Source organism: Streptomyces sp. NPDC088350, assembly GCF_044753545.1.
Lineage (GTDB): Bacteria > Actinomycetota > Actinomycetes > Streptomycetales > Streptomycetaceae > Streptomyces.
On sequence record NZ_JBIVNL010000005.1, the window covers coordinates 612205 to 627744 of the forward strand.

Sequence of the window (15540 nt, forward strand, 5' to 3'; positions counted from 1 at the left end):
GGCACCCACGAGGGCACTGCCGACGGCCTGGGCGGGCCCGTAGGAGCCCGTTGCGACGAGCGGTGCGGTACAGGCGGCGGCGACCGGGATGAGGCCGGAGAAGAGCGTGGCGCGCTCCGCGCCGATCCGCTGCATGCCCATGTACCAGCACACGAACCCGACGACCGTGACGACCGCCGCCTGCCACAGCAGTGCGGCGGCCTCGGTGCCGTCGGGTCGCCGCAGCCAGGCGGTCCCGTCCAGGACCAGCCCGGCCGTCGCCGCCTCGATCGCGGCGACACCGCACACGGTGGCCGACAGCAACCGCGGTCCCAGGGGCCGCAGTACGGGAACCGCGAGCACCGCGAAGCCCACCTCACCCGCGAGTGCGCACCCGGAGAAGGCGATCCCGGCCCCGTCCGTACGGCCCCACCCCTGGACCGTGAACGCGCCGACGGCGACGAGCGACGCCCCGTAGAGCACGATCCTGCGCGGACGGCGCCCTTCCAGAAGGGGGACGACGACCGCGACGGCCACGGGGGCGCAGCCCACGAAGACGCCCGGGACGGCGGGTTCGGCGCTGCGTTCGGCGGCGATGACGGCCAGGTTGAAGCCGACCATGCCGACGGCCGCGAGCAGGGCGAGGCGGATCCATTGGCGTGGCGTGAGTGCCCGCAGCCGGGCCGTCGCGCCTTTGCCGGTGAACGGGAGGAGCAGCAGGCAGGCGAGGCCGTAGCGCAGGAACTGGCCGCCCGCGTACGGGTAGTGGCCCAGGACGCTGTTGGCGGTGAAGGACGCGCCGACGAGGACGCAGGCGAAGGCGGCGAGCGGGGCGCCGCGGGCGGTGGTGGTGTTCATGGCAGCGACGCTAGGGAGAGCGGCGGTCCGGTTTAAGGTCCACTTCCATGACGTCATCGCGGACCAATCCGGAGGGGCAGACCGATCCGGAGGGTCTGACGGGTTCCGCCGCCTGGGAGTTGCTGCTGCCCGCCGCCTCGGCACCGGCACGCGCGCGTGGCCGCTCGCTTCAGGCGGCGCTGCGCGAGGCGGTGCGTTCGGGGCGGCTGGCGCCGGACACGCGGCTGCCGTCGAGCCGGGACCTGGCGGCCGACCTCGGGGTGTCGCGCGGACTGGTCACGGAGGCGTACGAGCAGTTGACGGCGGAGGGGTATCTGCGCAGCGGCCGGGGTGCGGGCACCTGGGTGGGCGGTGCCGTGCGGGCGGCGCGGCCACGCGCGCGTGATCTCGCGCCGCGCTCCCCCGGTGCCCTGGCCGACTTCGTGCCCGGCACTCCGGACCTGTCGCTGTTCCCGCGCGCCGCCTGGGCCGCGGCGCAGCGCGGTGTGCTGGCGGAGTCGCCGCACGAGCTGCTCGGCTACCCCGATCCGCGCGGGCTGCCCCGGTTGCGTACGGCTCTCGCGGAACTCCTGGCGCGCCGCCGGGGTGCGGTCGCCGACCCGGAGCGGCTGATCGTGGTCTCCGGGGTGGCGCAGGCGACGGCGCTGCTCGGATTCGTGCTCCACGCGCGCGGGATCCGCACTGTCGGCGTCGAGGACCCGGGCAGCCCGCAGCACGACGCCCTGTACGCCTCGGCGGGCGTCGGTACCGTACCGCTGCTCCTGGACGAGGAGGGCCTGGCGGTCGGGCCACTGCGCGCGTCGGGCGTACGGGTCGTAGTGACCACGCCCGCCCATCAGTTCCCCACGGGCATCGCGTACTCCGCGCGGCGACGTGCCCAACTCCTCGACTGGGCGCGGTCGGTGGACGGTCTGGTCGTCGAGGACGACTACGACGGCGACTTCCGCTACGACCGTGCCCCCGTGGGCGCGCTCCAAGGGCTCGACCCGGAGCACGTGGCCTACGCGGGGTCGGTCAGCAAGTCCCTCGCCCCGGGGCTGCGGCTCGGCTGGCTGCTCGTCCCGGAGTCCCTCGCCGACGAGGTCGTCGAGCGCAAGCGGACCATGGACCTCGGCCACCCGACCCTCGACCAGGCGCTGTTCGCCCGCTTCCTGGAACGCGGCGACTACGACCGCCAGTTGCGCCGCTGCCAGCGCGCCTACCGGCAGCGCCGCGACACCCTCGTCGCCGCCCTGGAGGAGCACTTCCCCGGAGCGGAGGTGACCGGGATCGCGGCGGGACTGCACGTCATCGCCGAACTGCCGGAGAAGTACGGCCCTCAGGACGACTTCCTGGACCGCGCGGCCTCCGCAGGTGTCGCCGTGCGCCCGCTCACCGCCTACGGACACGCGCGCGTGGACGACGCGGTCGTACGGCTGGTCCTGGGCTACGCGCAGCTGTCCCCCGCGCGGATCAGCGCGGGCATACGTCTCATGGCCGACGCCGTACGCCCGCGCGAACTCTGAGGTCGCACGCGGGCTCCCATGTCACCGCGTTCCATTGTTCACCCGTGGTTTCCGTGTGCGCTGCGGCGCACCAGTAGGTGTGGCGGTGCACCCTGACCGCATCCCGTCCGTGGAGGCGCAACCCCATGCCACATCGTCCGTTCCCCGGCCGCCGCAGTGTCCTGCGCGGCTCCCTGGCCGCGTCGGCGGCCCTGACCGTGCCCGTCGCCCTCGGCGCGGCACCGGCTCTCGCCCTGTCGGGGCGCCCCAAGGCCGGCTGGGGCGTGCAGGCGGGGGACGTGACCTCCGACTCCGGTCTGGTGTGGGTGCGTTCGGACCGCCCGGCCCGGATGATCGTGGAGACCTCGGCCACCGAGTCGTTCCGCAATCCGCACCGGTGGCATGGTCCGCTGCTCGGCGCGGACACGGACTTCACCGGCACGACCCGGCTGCGCGGGCTGCCCTCGGGGCAGCAGATCCACTACCGGGTCCTGCTCGCCGACCCCGACGACCCGCGCCGCACCGGCGAGCCGGTCGCCGGCACGTTCCGTACGGTGCCCACCGGGCGGCGCGGTGTGCGCTTCCTGTGGTCCGGCGACCTGGCGGGCCAGGGCTGGGGCATCAACCCGGACCTCGGCGGCTACCGCATCTACGACGCGATGGCCAAGCTGGACCCGGACTTCTTCGTGTGCAGTGGCGACAACATCTACGCCGACGGTCCGATCGCGGCGACCCAGGCCCTGCCCGACGGCAGCCTCTACCGGAACATCACCACGGAGGAGAAGTCCAAGGTCGCCGAGACCCTGGCCGAGTTCCGCGGCAACTTCCGCTACAACCTGCTCGACGAGAACCTCAAGCGGTTCAACGCCCAGGTCCCGTCGATCATCCAGTGGGACGACCACGAGGTGCGCAACAACTGGTACCCGGGCGAGGTGATCGCCGCCTCCGACACCCGCTACACGGAGAAGAGCGTCGACGCCCTTGCGGTGCGCGCCCGGCGCGCGTTCAGCGAGTACTTCCCGGTCTCGACGCTGCGGCCGGGCGCCAAGGAGGGCCGCGTCCAGCGGGTGATGCGGCACGGTCCGCTGCTCGACGTGTTCGTCCTGGACATGCGGACCTATCGCAACGCCAACTCGCCCGACAAGCAGACCGTGGACCCGCAGGGCATCCTCGGCCGCGAGCAACTGGACTGGCTCAAGCGGGAGTTGTCGCGCTCGCGTGCGGTGTGGAAGGTGATCGCCGCCGACATGCCGCTCGGCCTGGTCGTGCCCGACGCCACCGAGGGCAAGGCGAACATCGAGGCCGTCGCGCAGGGCGACCCGGGCGCGCCGCTGGGGCGTGAACTGCAGATCGCCGAGCTGCTGCGGCACATCAAGCACCAGCGGATCACCGGCACGGTGTGGCTGACCGCCGACGTGCACCACACGTCCGCCCAGCACTACCAGCCCTCGCGGGCCGCGTTCACCGACTTCGAGCCGTTCTGGGAGTTCGTCTCCGGTCCGCTGAACGCGGGCGCCTTCCCGGCCAACGACCTCGACAACACGTTCGGTCCTGAGCGGGTGTTCGTGAAGGCGCCGACCGTGGCGAACGTGTCGCCGGCCGCGGGTTACCAGTTCTTCGGCGAGGTCGACATCGACGGCCACAGCGGGGAACTGACGGTGCGTCTGCGGGAGCAGGACGGCACCGTGCTGTTCACCAAGACACTCCAGCCGGGACGGGTCGGCCAGTAACTCCACTACCCTCGTACGCGGGCCGCGCACCGGCGTCATCCCCCGGTGCGCGGCGTGCGCCGCAGTGCCCCAAACATCCCCTCGCGGACCGCGTCTTCGCAGGTCAGGGCCGATTGTCAGTGGTGGCCTCTACGGTTTTTCCATGACGCGATCTTTGCAGGCCGTGACCTATCGCCGACCCTCCGTGCTGGAGTCGGCGGCGGGTGAGCGGCGCCTCGGCCTTGAGACCTCACAGGGTGCGACTCCTTCGGGTGTCACCGACCATCCGCGCTTCTTCGCGGGCTTCCTGACCTCGCCTCAGGTGGCCTCGGCCGCGCTGCTGGCGGTGGCCGACGTGGCGGCCACGCGCTACTACCAGCGCCAACTGCCCGCCTCGCTCGACCCGGTGGTGACGGCGGGCGGCGACCGGCTGCGCTTCGAGTCGTTCTCGGGCTGCGGCGGGGTGTACGCACGCCTGGACGTCCTCGGCCCCGGTCTCGACGGCGACGAGGTGGGACACGGCACGACGAACGTCGACGTCAACAACCCGCTGCGCGAGGCCCTCTCCCGGATCGGCTCGGACGATCCGCTCCATCTGCGCGTCGGGCCAGAGGAGTTGGCGGTGACCACGCTGGACGGCCCGGTGGTGGAGAAGAAGGTGCCGCTGCCGGACCGGTGGCTGCGCGGTTTCGCGGAGGCCCAGGTCATCGCGGCCGGCTTCGACCTGCGGGCCGAGCTGCCCGCGGCGGAGGCGGTGCGGTTCCTGCGCTCGCTGCCCAAGGGCGGTGCTCGCGGCGCCGCGAGCGGACCGCGCTGGGTCGTCCCGGCGGGCCGCGGCCTGCGCCCCACCACCCGCCCCGTACCGGGCGCGGTGTGCCTGCCCGGCCCGGAGCGCCTCGTCGCCCTCCAGCGGGTCCTGCGCCACGCGACGGCCCTGCGGATCTACGGCCCCTCCGTCATCGGCGCCGACGCCACGGCCGGTGCGTGGGAGGCCGTCCTGCCGGGCATGCGGCTCACCCTCACGCTGTCGCCGGACGCGTCGCGCGGATTCTCCGGCGAGGGCGGGGTCCTGGACGCGCTCACCGCCGACGAGGCGGGCGAGGACGCCGAGTTGATCGCCGTACTGCTGGCCTGGGAGCCCCGCATCGACATCGCCGACCTGGCCGCCTCCTCGGGGCTGGCGCCCGAGCGGGTGCGTGCCGCCCTGGTCCGGCTGGGCACGTCGGGGCGTGTCGGCTACGACACGGCGGAGGCGTCCTACTTCCACCGTGAACTGCCCTACGACGCGCGGCGCGTGGAGCGCCACAACCCTCGGCTGCGCTCGGCCCACGCGCTGGTGGCCGCGGGGGCGGTGACCCTGGAGGGCGCGATCGGGACGGTGACCGCCGAGGACGGGCATGTGCACCGGGTGCGGGACGAGGCGGGGGTGCTGAGTTGCAGCTGCGTGTGGTGGGCGAAGTACCGGGGCGGGCGCGGGCCGTGCAAGCACGCGCTGGCGGTGCGGATGGTGCGGCGGGGTGCCGCGAAGGAGCAGGACACGGTCCGGAACGCGGACCTGAGCACGGATCAGAACATGGTGCGGGTCGACGGGGGTGTGCGATGAGTTCGCTGATGGAAGCGGTGCGGGCGGGCCGGACGGCCGAGGCGGTGGGACTGCTCGACGGGTTGACGGACACCGAACGGCGGGCGTTCCTGCCGGAGTTGAAGGACCTGCGCAAGGAGCTGCGCAAGGCGCCGTGGGCGGAGCCGGCCCGCCGCGCCTATCCGGCCCTGCACGCGGCCGGGGCCGCCTGCGAGACAGGGGCGGCGGCTGCGGCGACCTGGATCGCCGCTGCCGACATGCGCTGGTCGCAGTCGTCGCCGGGGCTGCTGATCCACATCCTGGGCGACCGCGACACCGCCTGGCTCGCCGACGTGACGCGGCGCCTCGCCGCGCGCCCGGCCTCCGCCGGCGTGCCGTACGAGCTGCTGGCCGGTCTGGTGCGGCTCTCCGGCTGCCCGGTGCCGAGGACGGACGCCTATGTGCGGGGCTGGGTGCAGCACAACGGCAGCATTTGGCAGCGTGGGGACACCCTGGTCGACCGGCTGCGCAAGGACCCGCATCTCGCGGAGCTGGTGGCCGCGGTCTTCGAGACGGAGGAAATCGGCAGCCCGCTGGACTGGAACTCGACCGAGGGCCCGAACAACTGGGTCGACGCGCTCGCCCTCCTCACCGCGGAAGGAAGCCTGGACCGGAAGGCGACGGTGGACGCGTGCGTGGCCCGGTTGCTGCGGGGCGGTACGACCATGGACGACCGAGTGTTCCTGCGCCTGTTGAAGGCCCTCGCCCTGACCCCTGAGGAGGAGCGGAAGCGGATCGCCGACTGGCTGGCGCTCGCCTCGGACGCGGTGTCCACGGTGGCCTCGCACGCCCAGTCGGTGCTCGGTTCGCTGGCCCTGGACGGGGAGTTGACTCCGCGTCGGCTGGCGGAGATGTCGGACGCGGTGCTGTTCCGGACCGAGAAGAAGCTCGTCCGCGCGCAGCTCGTGCTGCTGGGCAAGGTGCTGGCGCGCGACGCGTCGGCCGCCGCCGAAGTGCTGCCCGCCCTGGCGCAGGTTTTCGGGCACGAGGACGCGGAGGTGCAGGAGCGGGCACTGAAGCTGGCCGAACGGCACCTCAAGAAGGTCGACTCCCCCGAAGTGCGCGCCGAACTGGCCACAGCGGCGGACCAGTTGGTCCCCGCCCTGCGCGTCCGCGCGGTCGAGACGCTGGGTGCCGCTCCCGTGACGGCAGCGGCTACGGTGTACGAGGAGGTGCTCCCGCCGGCGCCGGAGCCGGTGCGCCTCGCGCCCGCACCCGAGTCGGCGATCGAACTCGCCGAGGAGGTAGGAGCGTTGCTGGCGGCCGAGGGCGACGTGACCGCCTTCGAGCGCGTGCTGGACGGACTCGTCCGCCACGCGTACCGGGACCACGAAACCCTGGTGGAGGCGTTGGGGCCGGCGGTCGCGAGCCGCTGGTGGGAGGGCACCGATCCCTACTACGTCCAGCCTCCGGACGACCACTTCAGAAGATCGCACAACGACTTCGGCAACGTCGAGAGCGGGCTCGAACTCCTTCTGGCCACCCTCCGGGGCAAGGTGCGCACCGCCACGCTCCACGACGGGGTACAGCACGGCCACCGGTCCCAGGAGTGCGGGCACAGCGGACTGTCGCGGGTCTTCGACGCCCGGGTGTGGGAGGTGGCGTACCGGCTGCGCGCGGAACCGCTGCCGTTCCTGTTGTCCACGCCGAGCTGGAGCACGGGTCTGCTGGAGCCCGGCGAGTTGGTGGACCGGCTGGAGGCGTACCGGCACCTGGGCGTACGCGCCTCGGCGGCCGACTTCGCGCAGGCGCTGCTGCGGGTGCGCCGCGGGGACCGGGCGGCGGCAGCCGCTGCCGCCGGGCGGGCGGAGGCGCTCGGCACGACGGAAGGTACCCGGCTGGCGCGCTGGCTGATGTCCGAGGGCCCCGCCCTGCCCCTGAGCAGGCGACGGACGGCCGGGGCGCGCATCGTGCTGGAGTTCGCTGAACTCCTCGATCTTCAGGAGGACTTCCCCGCGGAGTTCCGCGTGCTGGGCCGGCCGGTGACCGCCTACGGCGAGCGTTGGTACTGCTACCACTGGAGCCGGGACTTGCGGCAGCACTGGCTCGCGATACTTCCCGAGCGTCGCGAACTGGTCGCGGCGCGGCTGGTGCGGGACGTGTCCGCCGTCGCCCTCGACGGCACCCGTGGCGCCGCCGCCGTACTCCCGCTGCTCGCCGAGTCCGACGGCGAGGCCGGTGAGGCCACGCACCTGTGTCTGGCGTACGGACTCGGCGCGCGGCACCCCGAGGACCGGCTGGCCGCGGTGGACGCCTTGCTGGTGCTCGCGGCGCGTGGACAGTTGGACGTGGCCCGGCTGGGCACGGATCTCGGGGAGCTGGTGCGGAGCGGGGCCGTGAAGCCCTCGCGGCTCGCCGAGTCGGTGCGGACAGGGGCTGCGACCGGGGCGAACGCGACCATATGGGGGATCCTCCGCACCACCCTGACCGCGCTGCTCACCGACCTCGGCGACGACGCCAAGCCCGCCCGGACGCGGGGGCTCGGGGACCTTCTCGCCGTGGCCGCCGAATGCGCGGAGCGGTCCGGGGCCCGCGGTGAGCTGCCGCATCTGGCGCAGACGGCGGCGCGGAGCGGCTCGTCCCGGCTGGTCACGCAGGCACGTCGGCTGCGCAGCGCGCTGGTGGAGGGGGTGGCCGCCTGACGTAGGGCGACAGGGCTGACCTCCGGCGCGCCACACTTGCAAAAAGAACAGCAAAAGGTACAGAACCACGCTTTTACCGGTCGGTCACAGAGCGTTCGTGATCACGCAACACCCTTCCTTCACAGTGGTTGCATGAGTCGAGACATGTCTGATGTGACGCGCGCCAGGCACGGGCGTCCGGTGCACCACTGGCGGCGGGACCTGGTGGAGCTGGCCGCGCTGTTCACGGCGGTCGCGGTGGCGGACGTCGTGGCCGATCTGGTGGGGCACGGGCCCGACGGTCCGGTACTGCTGGCGATCTCCGCGCTGGCGCTGGTCGCCACCGCGGGGTTCCACACATGGTGGTCACGCCGCCACGGTCACGCCCCGCCGACGGGCGATACCGGTGCCCGGCCGGCCGCGCGGCTGCGGCAGACCGGGCCGACCGGATCGTCCGGGACCGAATCGGAGGCCACATCCACGGCCACGTCCACATCCACGTCCACGTCGGCCTCAGAGTCCGAGCAGTCGTCCGCGACGCCGGACGCCGTCGCCGAGCCGGCCGCGCTGTGGCGGATGCGGACGACGGTGCGGGACGCGCCGGGATCGCTCGCGGCCTTGTGCACGGCGCTGGCCGGTAAGCAGGTCGACATCCTGAGCCTGCAGACGCATCCGCTGGCCGAGGGCACGGTGGACGAGTTCCTGCTGCGGGCGCCGGGTGCGGTCGAGGCGTCCGAGATCACCCGAGCGGTGTCGCTGGCCGGCGGTTCGGGCACCTGGATCGAGCGGGCCGACGCCCACGATCTGGTGGACGCGCCGACCCGGGTCCTGGGCCTGGCCACGCGTACGGCGCTGGACGCGGCGGAACTGCCGCTGGCGCTGCGGCAGTTGCTGGGCCGGTGCACCATCCGCTCCCTGCCAGCCAACGTTGTCGCGGGCAAGGGGCGCGAGCAGGAGGCGCTGCCGGTGGAGGGGGCGCTGGAGGACACGGTCATGCGGCTGCGGGCGCCGGAAGGCGGAGTGATCACTGTGGAGCGGCCGTATCTGCCGTTCACGCCCACCGAGTTCGCGCGGGCGAGGGCGCTGGTCGAGCTGGACGCCCGGCTCGGTCCGCGCATCCCGCGCAGCCAGGACGTGCTGACGCTGCCCGAGGGCAACGCGATCACCGTGCGGCGCGCGGACACCGGTGATCTGGACGCGGCGCGGGAGATGCACGAGCGGTGCTCGGCGCGGACGCTGGGCATGCGCTATCACGGACCGGTCGGTGACGCCGACCGCTATCTGAACCACCTGCTGTCTCCGCGTTTCGGGCGGACGCTCGCCGTGCAGACGGCCTCGGGGCGGATCGTCGGGCTCGGGCACCTGCTGTGGGACGGGGACGAGACGGAGGTCGCGCTGCTTGTCGAGGACGACTGGCAGCGGCGGGGTATCGGCAATGAGTTGTTGGGGCGGTTGGTGGGGATGGCTGTCGAGGCGGGGTGCGAGAGCGTGTACGCGGTGACGCAGGCGTCCAACACGGGGATGGTCGCGGCGATGCGGGGGCTTGATCTGCCGCTGGACTATCAGATCGAGGAGGGGACGTTGGTGGTCACGGCTCGGTTGGGTGCGTCTGCAGGGGTTGCAGAGGTCACGGAGTTCGGGAAGGCCGAAGCGCCGTAGCATCCAAGGTTCGGTGGGCGGGTGCGGGTGCGTTGTGGCTGGTCGCGCAGTTCCCCGCGCCCCTTTGGAGGGGCGCAAGCGCCCCATCCAAATCTGTCCACAGGTCCTCTACATCCTCCAAGCCCACCGACAGTCTCAGCAAGCGGTCGCTTACGCCCGCTTCCCTTCTGTCCTCCGCGTCCACCACCCTGTGGCTGATGGAAGCCGGATGCTGGATCAGGGTGTCCACGCTGCCGAGGCTTACCGCCGGGGTGATCAGGCGGACTCGCGCGATGACCTCGTGGGGGTCGCCGTGGAGCTCGAAGGCGATCATCGCGCCGCCGATGCGCGGGTAGTGGACGCAGGCGACGCGCGGGTCGGCGGTGAGGCGGCGGGCGAGTTCGGCGGCGGTGGCGGAGGCGGCCCGCACCCGTACCCGTACCGGCAGGGTGGCGAGGCCGCGCAGCAGGAGGTAGCCGGCCAGGGGGTGCAGGACGCCGCCGGTCATGAAGCGGATCCGGCGCAGTCGGCCAGCGAACTCCTCGTCGCAGGCCACCACTCCCGCCATCACGTCGCCGTGCCCGCCGAGGTACTTGGTGGCGCTGTGCAGGATGATCCGCGCGCCGTGTTCGGCGGGGCGTTGCAGGACGGGTGTGGCGAAGGTGTTGTCCGCGAGGAGCGGGACCGGGCCGCAGGAGTGGGCGATGGCGCGCAGGTCGAGTTCGGCCAGGGTCGGGTTGGCCGGGGACTCGACGAGCACGAGCCCGGTGTCGGGGCGCAGCGCGTCGGCGATTCCGGCCGGGTCGGTCCAGGTCACCTCGGTGCCGAGCAGCCCGGCGGTGAGCAGGTGGTCGCTGGAACCGTAGAGGGGCCGTACCGCCACGACATGGCGCAAGCCCGTCGCGGCCCGCGCGAGCAGGACCGCGGTCAGGGCCGCCATGCCGCTGGCGAACGCGACCGCGCTGTCGGTGCCTTCGAGGCGGGCGAGGGCGGTCTCGAAGCGGGCGACGGTCGGGTTGCCGAGGCGGCCGTAGACGGGTGGGCCGTCGGGTTGAGCGCCGGTGGTGGCGAAGGCGTCGACGCGGGCGGCCTCGGCACGGCTGTCGTACGACGGGTAGGTGGTCGACAGGTCGATCGGCGGGGCGTGCAGGCCCTGCCGGGCGAGGTCGTCGCGGCCGGCGTGCACGGCTTCGGTGGCCAGTGCTCGCGGGGCCGGGGAGAGGTGCGGGCTCGCTGAATCCATGGACGGAAGAGTGAACACCGAGCGGCCGGAAAGGCTCAACTCCCGTGTTACGTTCGGGCCATGGCCGAATCTGTCGTACTGGATCCGGTGGATCTCCATCTGCTGCGGTTGTTGCAGAACGACGCCCAGGCGACGTATCGCGATCTCGCCGCGCGGGTCGGGGTCGCGCCGTCGACGTGTCTGGACCGGGTGGCGCGGCTGCGCCGGGCCGGGGTGATCCTCGGGCATCAACTGCGGCTCGATCCGGCCAAGTTGGGGCGCGGGTTGGAGGCGCTGCTGTCGGTGCAGGTCAGGCCGCATCGGCGGGAGTTGGTGGGGCCGTTCGTGGAGCGGATCCGGGCGTTGCCCGAGTCGCGGACCGTGTTCCATCTGACCGGGCCCGACGACTCTCTCGTCCATGTGGCCGTCGCGGACATGGCCGACCTGCAGCGGCTGGTCCTGGACGAGTTCACGTCGCGGCGCGAAGTGGCGCGGGTGGAGACCCGGTTGATCTTCCAGCAGTGGGACTGCGGGCCCCTGCTGCCGCCTGCCACGCCCATAGCTGAATCGGGATGACGAGGACAGGCCCGCGTATGAGGATGGTCCCCATGTCGCAGACCAACACTCCGCTGCCCCGGCAGATCGCCGACACCTATGTCGACGACCTCATCGCCCTCAACCCGGTCATCGGTACGTATCTCGGCGTGAAGGAGAGTTCGAGCCGCCTGCCCGACCTCTCCCCCGCAGGTCAGGAACGACTCGCGGAGCTTCAGCGGGCGACCCTCGCGAAGCTCGACGAGGCAGAGCGCCGGCCCGGCGCGGACAGTGACGGCGAGCGCCGTTGCGCGCGCCTGCTGCGCGAGCGGCTGACCGCCGCACTCGGCGTGTACGACACCGAGGAGGGCCTGCGCGAGGTCGGCAACATGCACACGCCCGCGCACTCCGTGCGCGATGTGTTCACGGTGACTCCGGCGCAGACCGACGAGGACTGGGCGGCGATCGCCGAGCGGCTGCGCGCGGTGCCCACCGCGTTCGCCGGCTACCGCGAATCGCTTCAACTGGGCCTGGACCGCAAGCTGTTCGCCGGTCCGCGCCCCACAGCCACCTTCATCGGCCAGCTCACCGAGTGGTCGGACACGGACGGCCGGGGACGGGGCTGGTACGAGGACTTCGCCTCGGCCGGCCCCGACTCCCTGCGCGCCGAGCTGGACGAGGCCGCCCGCACGGCGACCGCGGCCGTGGTGGAGCTGCGGGACTGGATGCGCGACGTGTACGCGCCGACGATCGAGGGCGCCCCGAACACGGTGGGCCGTGAGCGGTACGCGCGGTGGGCCCGCTACTACAACGGTACGGAACTCGACCTCGACGAGGCCTACGCGTACGGCTGGTCCGAGTACCGCCGGCTGCTCGCCGAGATGGAGCGGGAGGCCGAGAAGATCCTGCCCGGCGCCGAGACCCCGTGGGTGGCACTCGCGCACCTCGACGAGCACGGCCGGCACATCGAGGGCGTCGACGAGGTCCGCGAGTGGCTCCAGGGCCTGATGGACAAGGCGATCGAGGAACTGGACGGCACCCACTTCGAACTCGCCGAGCGGGTACGGCGGGTGGAGTCGCGCATCGCCCCCGCGGGCAGTTCGGCGGCGCCGTACTACACGCAGCCCTCGCAGGACTTCTCGCGGCCGGGCCGCACCTGGCTGCCGACGATGGGACAGACCCGGTTCCCGGTCTACGACCTCGTCTCGACCTGGTACCACGAGGGCGTCCCCGGCCATCACCTCCAGCTCGCCCAGTGGACGCACGTCGCCGGGGAGCTGTCCCGCTACCAGGCCTCCGTCGGCATGGTCAGCGCCAACGCCGAGGGCTGGGCGCTGTACGCGGAGCAACTGATGGACGAGCTGGGCTACTTGGAGGACGCGGAGGAGCGACTCGGCTTCCTCGACGGGCAGATGATGCGGGCCACCCGGATCATCGTCGACATCGGCATGCACCTGGAGCTGGAGATTCCGGCGGACGCGCCGTTCCACCCCGGTGAGCGGTGGACTCCGGAGCTGGCCCAGGAGTTCTTCGGGACGCACAGCAGCCGTCCGGCGGACTTCGTGGAGAGCGAACTGACCCGCTACCTCACGATCCCGGGCCAGGCCATCGGCTACAAACTCGGCCAGCGGGCATGGCTGCTGGGCCGGGAGAACGCACGGCGGCGGCACGGCGACGACTTCGACCTGAAGGCCTGGCACATGGCCGCGTTGTCGCAGGGTTCGCTGGGGCTGGACGACCTGGTGGACGAGTTGTCGCAGCTGTGACGGGACTCCCGCGCACGGTGTGACATGTCGGCGGCCGGGTCCCGGAGTTCGGGGCTCGGCCACCCACGTCTCCAGGCCAGGACGCGACTTCGGTATGCGGCTGCTCGAAGTCCCCGTCCAGGGTGGTCAGTTCGGGAGTTTCCGCAGGTGCACGAGCCCGAGCCAGGTCTCCGGGCCCGGCTGGGCCTGCCCCGCGCGGACGGCGTAGCGGCCCGGTTCCAGCTCGACCTTCAGATGCTCGGTGCCCTCCGAGTCCCGCCCGGGCCAGGCCGAGTCGAAGAGGACGACGGTTCCGGGCACGTCCCACTGCACCTCGTTCTCCCAGGTCGCGCCGGCGAGCGCGGCGGGCACTCCGGCCAGTACGTCGTCCTCGGAGTTCGCGGCACACCACCGTACGAACGTGCCGTGGTCCGGCAGGAAGGAGGTCGACGCGGGATCCTCCCCGAGGACCAGGGCCGCGCTGTCCCCCACAGGCAGCAGGCCGACATGGCCGCCGACCTCGCACGCCCGGTCGTAGTCCGAGGCCAGTTCGTCGCCGTCGGCTCCGGTCCAGAACGGCAGCACCGTCTCCGGCACCGCTATGAGCGGCCCGCCGCCCGACTCCACCCACTGCACCACCGTGCCCGGCTCCGCGTATCGCGCCATGGGCAGAACCTACACGCACAGCGACCCCACATATTCGCTGTCCCCGAACCTCCGTATCGGCCATCCTCGTCTCCTATGAACACCCGGACCCTCTTCCTCTCCCCCCGCGTCACCGCGACCGGACACGCCCTCGCGGACGCGGCACGGCGGCGCGGTATGCGTACCGAAGTCCTGCGCGACTGGCGGGTGCCGGAGGAGTCACGCGGGGCGGCCGGGGCCTCGCTGTACGCCGGGCCGCTGTTCGCGGACGCCGTCGCCGGCGAACTGGGCCTCGGGCTGGTGGAGGCGCCGTCCGACTGGCTGGCCCGGCTGCCGTACGAACTCACGCGCAGGGACGTCGAGTTCACCACCCTCGCCGAGGCACGGCAGCTGCGCCGCCCGGCGTTCGTGAAGCCGCCCAACGACAAGAGCTTCCCCGCGCGGATCTACCCCGACGGCAGCCGGCTGCCGGGTCCCGACGCGGTCGACGACGACACCGCGGTGCTGGTGAGCGACATCGTGACGTTCGCCGTCGAGTACCGACTCTTCGTGCTGGACGGCGAAGTCCGTACCGGCAGCCGGTACTTGACGGACGGTCAGCTCGATGTCACCCCGCTCGTCGAGGACCGGCTCCAGGACGAGGTCCTGGACTTCGCCGGACGCCTGACCATGGGCCACGGGCTGCCGTCGGCGATCGTGGTCGACGTCGGGCGACTGACCGACGGCGAGTGGGCGGTCGTGGAGGCCAACGCGGCCTGGGCGAGCGGGCATTACGCCTGCGACCCCGACGCCGCCCTCGACGTCGTCCTGCAAGCGGCGTGTCCGGCAACGGAGTTCACCGCACCGGACCGCCCCTTCCTCCGTCCACTGCCCACCGTGATCCGGGACTGAGACTCAACAACCGCACTCCTCCGCCCCCACCGGCGCCGTCAACGAATCGGCCACGCGCCGCTCCCGCCCCTCCCACGTCTCGAACGCGAAGCCCTCGCGCACCCAGTACTCGAACCCCCCGAGCATCTCCTTGACCTGGTAACCGAGTTCGGCGAGGGCGAGGGCGGCTCGGGTGGCGCCGTTGCAGCCCGGACCCCAGCAGTACGTCACCACCGGCACCGACTTGTCGAGGAGAGCCCCGGCCTGTTCCGGGATGAGCGCGGTGGGGAGGTGGACGGCACCCGGGACGTGCCCCTGGTCCCAGGACTCGGTGGACCGCGAGTCGAGGACGACGAAGCCGGGGTCGCCGCCCGTCGCCAGCGCGGCGGCCACGTCGGAGACGTCGGCGTGGAAGGCGAGGCTCGCGCGGAAGTGGGCGGCGGCTGCCGAAGGGGCGGCGGGGGCGACCCGTAGAACGGGGTTGACGGCGATGCTGCTGCTCATGGTCCGGCCTTTCACCGAGGTGTCTCTACGGCCAGAAATCTACGGCCGCCGACCGGCTCGCTGAAGGCATGATCCCCGGCGTCGCCCTTGATCGGCCGGGGATCTCCCTG

Annotated in this window: 11 protein-coding genes and 1 pseudogene; 8 read left to right on the plus strand and 4 right to left on the minus strand. The window is 72.5% G+C overall.

Going from position 1 to position 15540, the window contains the following annotated elements; genetic code table 11:
• A pseudogene (locus ACIQBL_RS20650) lies at positions 1 to 894 on the minus strand (DMT family transporter); the annotation flags it as partial.
• Here ACIQBL_RS20650 and ACIQBL_RS20655 point away from each other — a divergent pair.
• The 5 genes from ACIQBL_RS20655 to ACIQBL_RS20675 all read left to right on the plus strand — a co-directional run bounded on the left by ACIQBL_RS20655 (position 885) and on the right by ACIQBL_RS20675 (position 9931).
• A complete protein-coding gene (locus ACIQBL_RS20655) occupies positions 885 to 2342 on the plus strand; it encodes a PLP-dependent aminotransferase family protein (RefSeq protein ID WP_401943810.1) in 1458 nt (485 codons plus the stop codon). The pseudogene ACIQBL_RS20650 and the gene ACIQBL_RS20655 sit on opposite strands and share 10 nt — an antisense overlap.
• 125 nt (positions 2343 to 2467) lie before the next feature.
• Positions 2468 to 4051 (plus strand): alkaline phosphatase D family protein, encoded by a 1584-nt coding sequence (locus ACIQBL_RS20660; protein ID WP_401943812.1) that lies wholly within the window; start codon positions 2468 to 2470, stop codon positions 4049 to 4051.
• Between the two features lie 142 nt (positions 4052 to 4193).
• Positions 4194 to 5633 (plus strand): SWIM zinc finger family protein, encoded by a 1440-nt coding sequence (locus tag ACIQBL_RS20665; RefSeq protein ID WP_401943813.1) that lies wholly within the window; start codon positions 4194 to 4196, stop codon positions 5631 to 5633.
• A complete protein-coding gene (locus tag ACIQBL_RS20670) occupies positions 5630 to 8293 on the plus strand; it encodes a DUF6493 family protein (protein WP_401943814.1) in 2664 nt (887 codons plus the stop codon). The genes ACIQBL_RS20665 and ACIQBL_RS20670 overlap by 4 nt, the downstream gene beginning before the upstream one ends.
• Positions 8294 to 8437: 144 nt before the next feature.
• Positions 8438 to 9931: a GNAT family N-acetyltransferase gene (locus tag ACIQBL_RS20675; RefSeq protein WP_401943816.1), complete on the plus strand. Its 1494-nt coding sequence runs from the start codon at positions 8438 to 8440 to the stop codon at positions 9929 to 9931.
• Here the strand turns inward: ACIQBL_RS20675 and ACIQBL_RS20680 are convergent.
• Complete coding sequence (locus tag ACIQBL_RS20680) at positions 9900 to 11153, minus strand: trans-sulfuration enzyme family protein (RefSeq protein WP_401943818.1); 1254 nt, start codon at positions 11151 to 11153, stop codon at positions 9900 to 9902. The two genes, ACIQBL_RS20675 and ACIQBL_RS20680, sit on opposite strands and share 32 nt — an antisense overlap.
• Positions 11154 to 11213: 60 nt before the next feature.
• Between ACIQBL_RS20680 and ACIQBL_RS20685 the strand changes: the two genes are divergently transcribed.
• A complete protein-coding gene (locus ACIQBL_RS20685; protein WP_401943820.1) occupies positions 11214 to 11708 on the plus strand; it encodes an Lrp/AsnC family transcriptional regulator in 495 nt (164 codons plus the stop codon).
• Positions 11709 to 11740: 32 nt separating this feature from the next.
• Positions 11741 to 13432, plus strand: coding sequence for a DUF885 domain-containing protein (locus ACIQBL_RS20690; protein ID WP_401943822.1), 1692 nt, complete (start codon positions 11741 to 11743; stop codon positions 13430 to 13432).
• A gap of 126 nt (positions 13433 to 13558) precedes the next feature.
• Here the strand turns inward: ACIQBL_RS20690 and ACIQBL_RS20695 are convergent, their stop codons facing one another.
• Positions 13559 to 14077, minus strand: coding sequence for an immunity 21 family protein (locus ACIQBL_RS20695; protein ID WP_401943824.1), 519 nt, complete (start codon positions 14075 to 14077; stop codon positions 13559 to 13561).
• A 75-nt stretch (positions 14078 to 14152) separates the two neighbouring features.
• On the opposite strand from ACIQBL_RS20695, the gene ACIQBL_RS20700 reads away from it, so the two are divergent.
• On the plus strand, positions 14153 to 14947 hold the full coding sequence (locus ACIQBL_RS20700; RefSeq protein ID WP_401943825.1) for an ATP-grasp domain-containing protein: 795 nt from the start codon (positions 14153 to 14155) through the stop codon (positions 14945 to 14947).
• Positions 14948 to 14950: 3 nt separating this feature from the next.
• On the opposite strand, the gene ACIQBL_RS20705 is transcribed toward ACIQBL_RS20700, so the two are convergent.
• Complete coding sequence (locus ACIQBL_RS20705; RefSeq protein ID WP_401943827.1) at positions 14951 to 15430, minus strand: rhodanese-like domain-containing protein; 480 nt, start codon at positions 15428 to 15430, stop codon at positions 14951 to 14953.
• Positions 15431 to 15540: the final 110 nt, after the last annotated feature.

Coding starts and splice junctions, on each gene's coding strand:
- ACIQBL_RS20655 (WP_401943810.1), top strand. CDS start 885: ATGACGTCATCGCGGACCAATCCGGAGGGGCAGACCGATCCGGAGGGT.
- ACIQBL_RS20660 (WP_401943812.1), top strand. CDS start 2,468: ATGCCACATCGTCCGTTCCCCGGCCGCCGCAGTGTCCTGCGCGGCTCC.
- ACIQBL_RS20665 (WP_401943813.1), top strand. CDS start 4,194: ATGACGCGATCTTTGCAGGCCGTGACCTATCGCCGACCCTCCGTGCTG.
- ACIQBL_RS20670 (WP_401943814.1), top strand. CDS start 5,630: ATGAGTTCGCTGATGGAAGCGGTGCGGGCGGGCCGGACGGCCGAGGCG.
- ACIQBL_RS20675 (WP_401943816.1), top strand. CDS start 8,438: ATGTCTGATGTGACGCGCGCCAGGCACGGGCGTCCGGTGCACCACTGG.
- ACIQBL_RS20680 (WP_401943818.1), bottom strand. CDS start 11,153: ATGGATTCAGCGAGCCCGCACCTCTCCCCGGCCCCGCGAGCACTGGCC.
- ACIQBL_RS20685 (WP_401943820.1), top strand. CDS start 11,214: ATGGCCGAATCTGTCGTACTGGATCCGGTGGATCTCCATCTGCTGCGG.
- ACIQBL_RS20690 (WP_401943822.1), top strand. CDS start 11,741: ATGTCGCAGACCAACACTCCGCTGCCCCGGCAGATCGCCGACACCTAT.
- ACIQBL_RS20695 (WP_401943824.1), bottom strand. CDS start 14,077: ATGGCGCGATACGCGGAGCCGGGCACGGTGGTGCAGTGGGTGGAGTCG.
- ACIQBL_RS20700 (WP_401943825.1), top strand. CDS start 14,153: ATGAACACCCGGACCCTCTTCCTCTCCCCCCGCGTCACCGCGACCGGA.
- ACIQBL_RS20705 (WP_401943827.1), bottom strand. CDS start 15,430: ATGAGCAGCAGCATCGCCGTCAACCCCGTTCTACGGGTCGCCCCCGCC.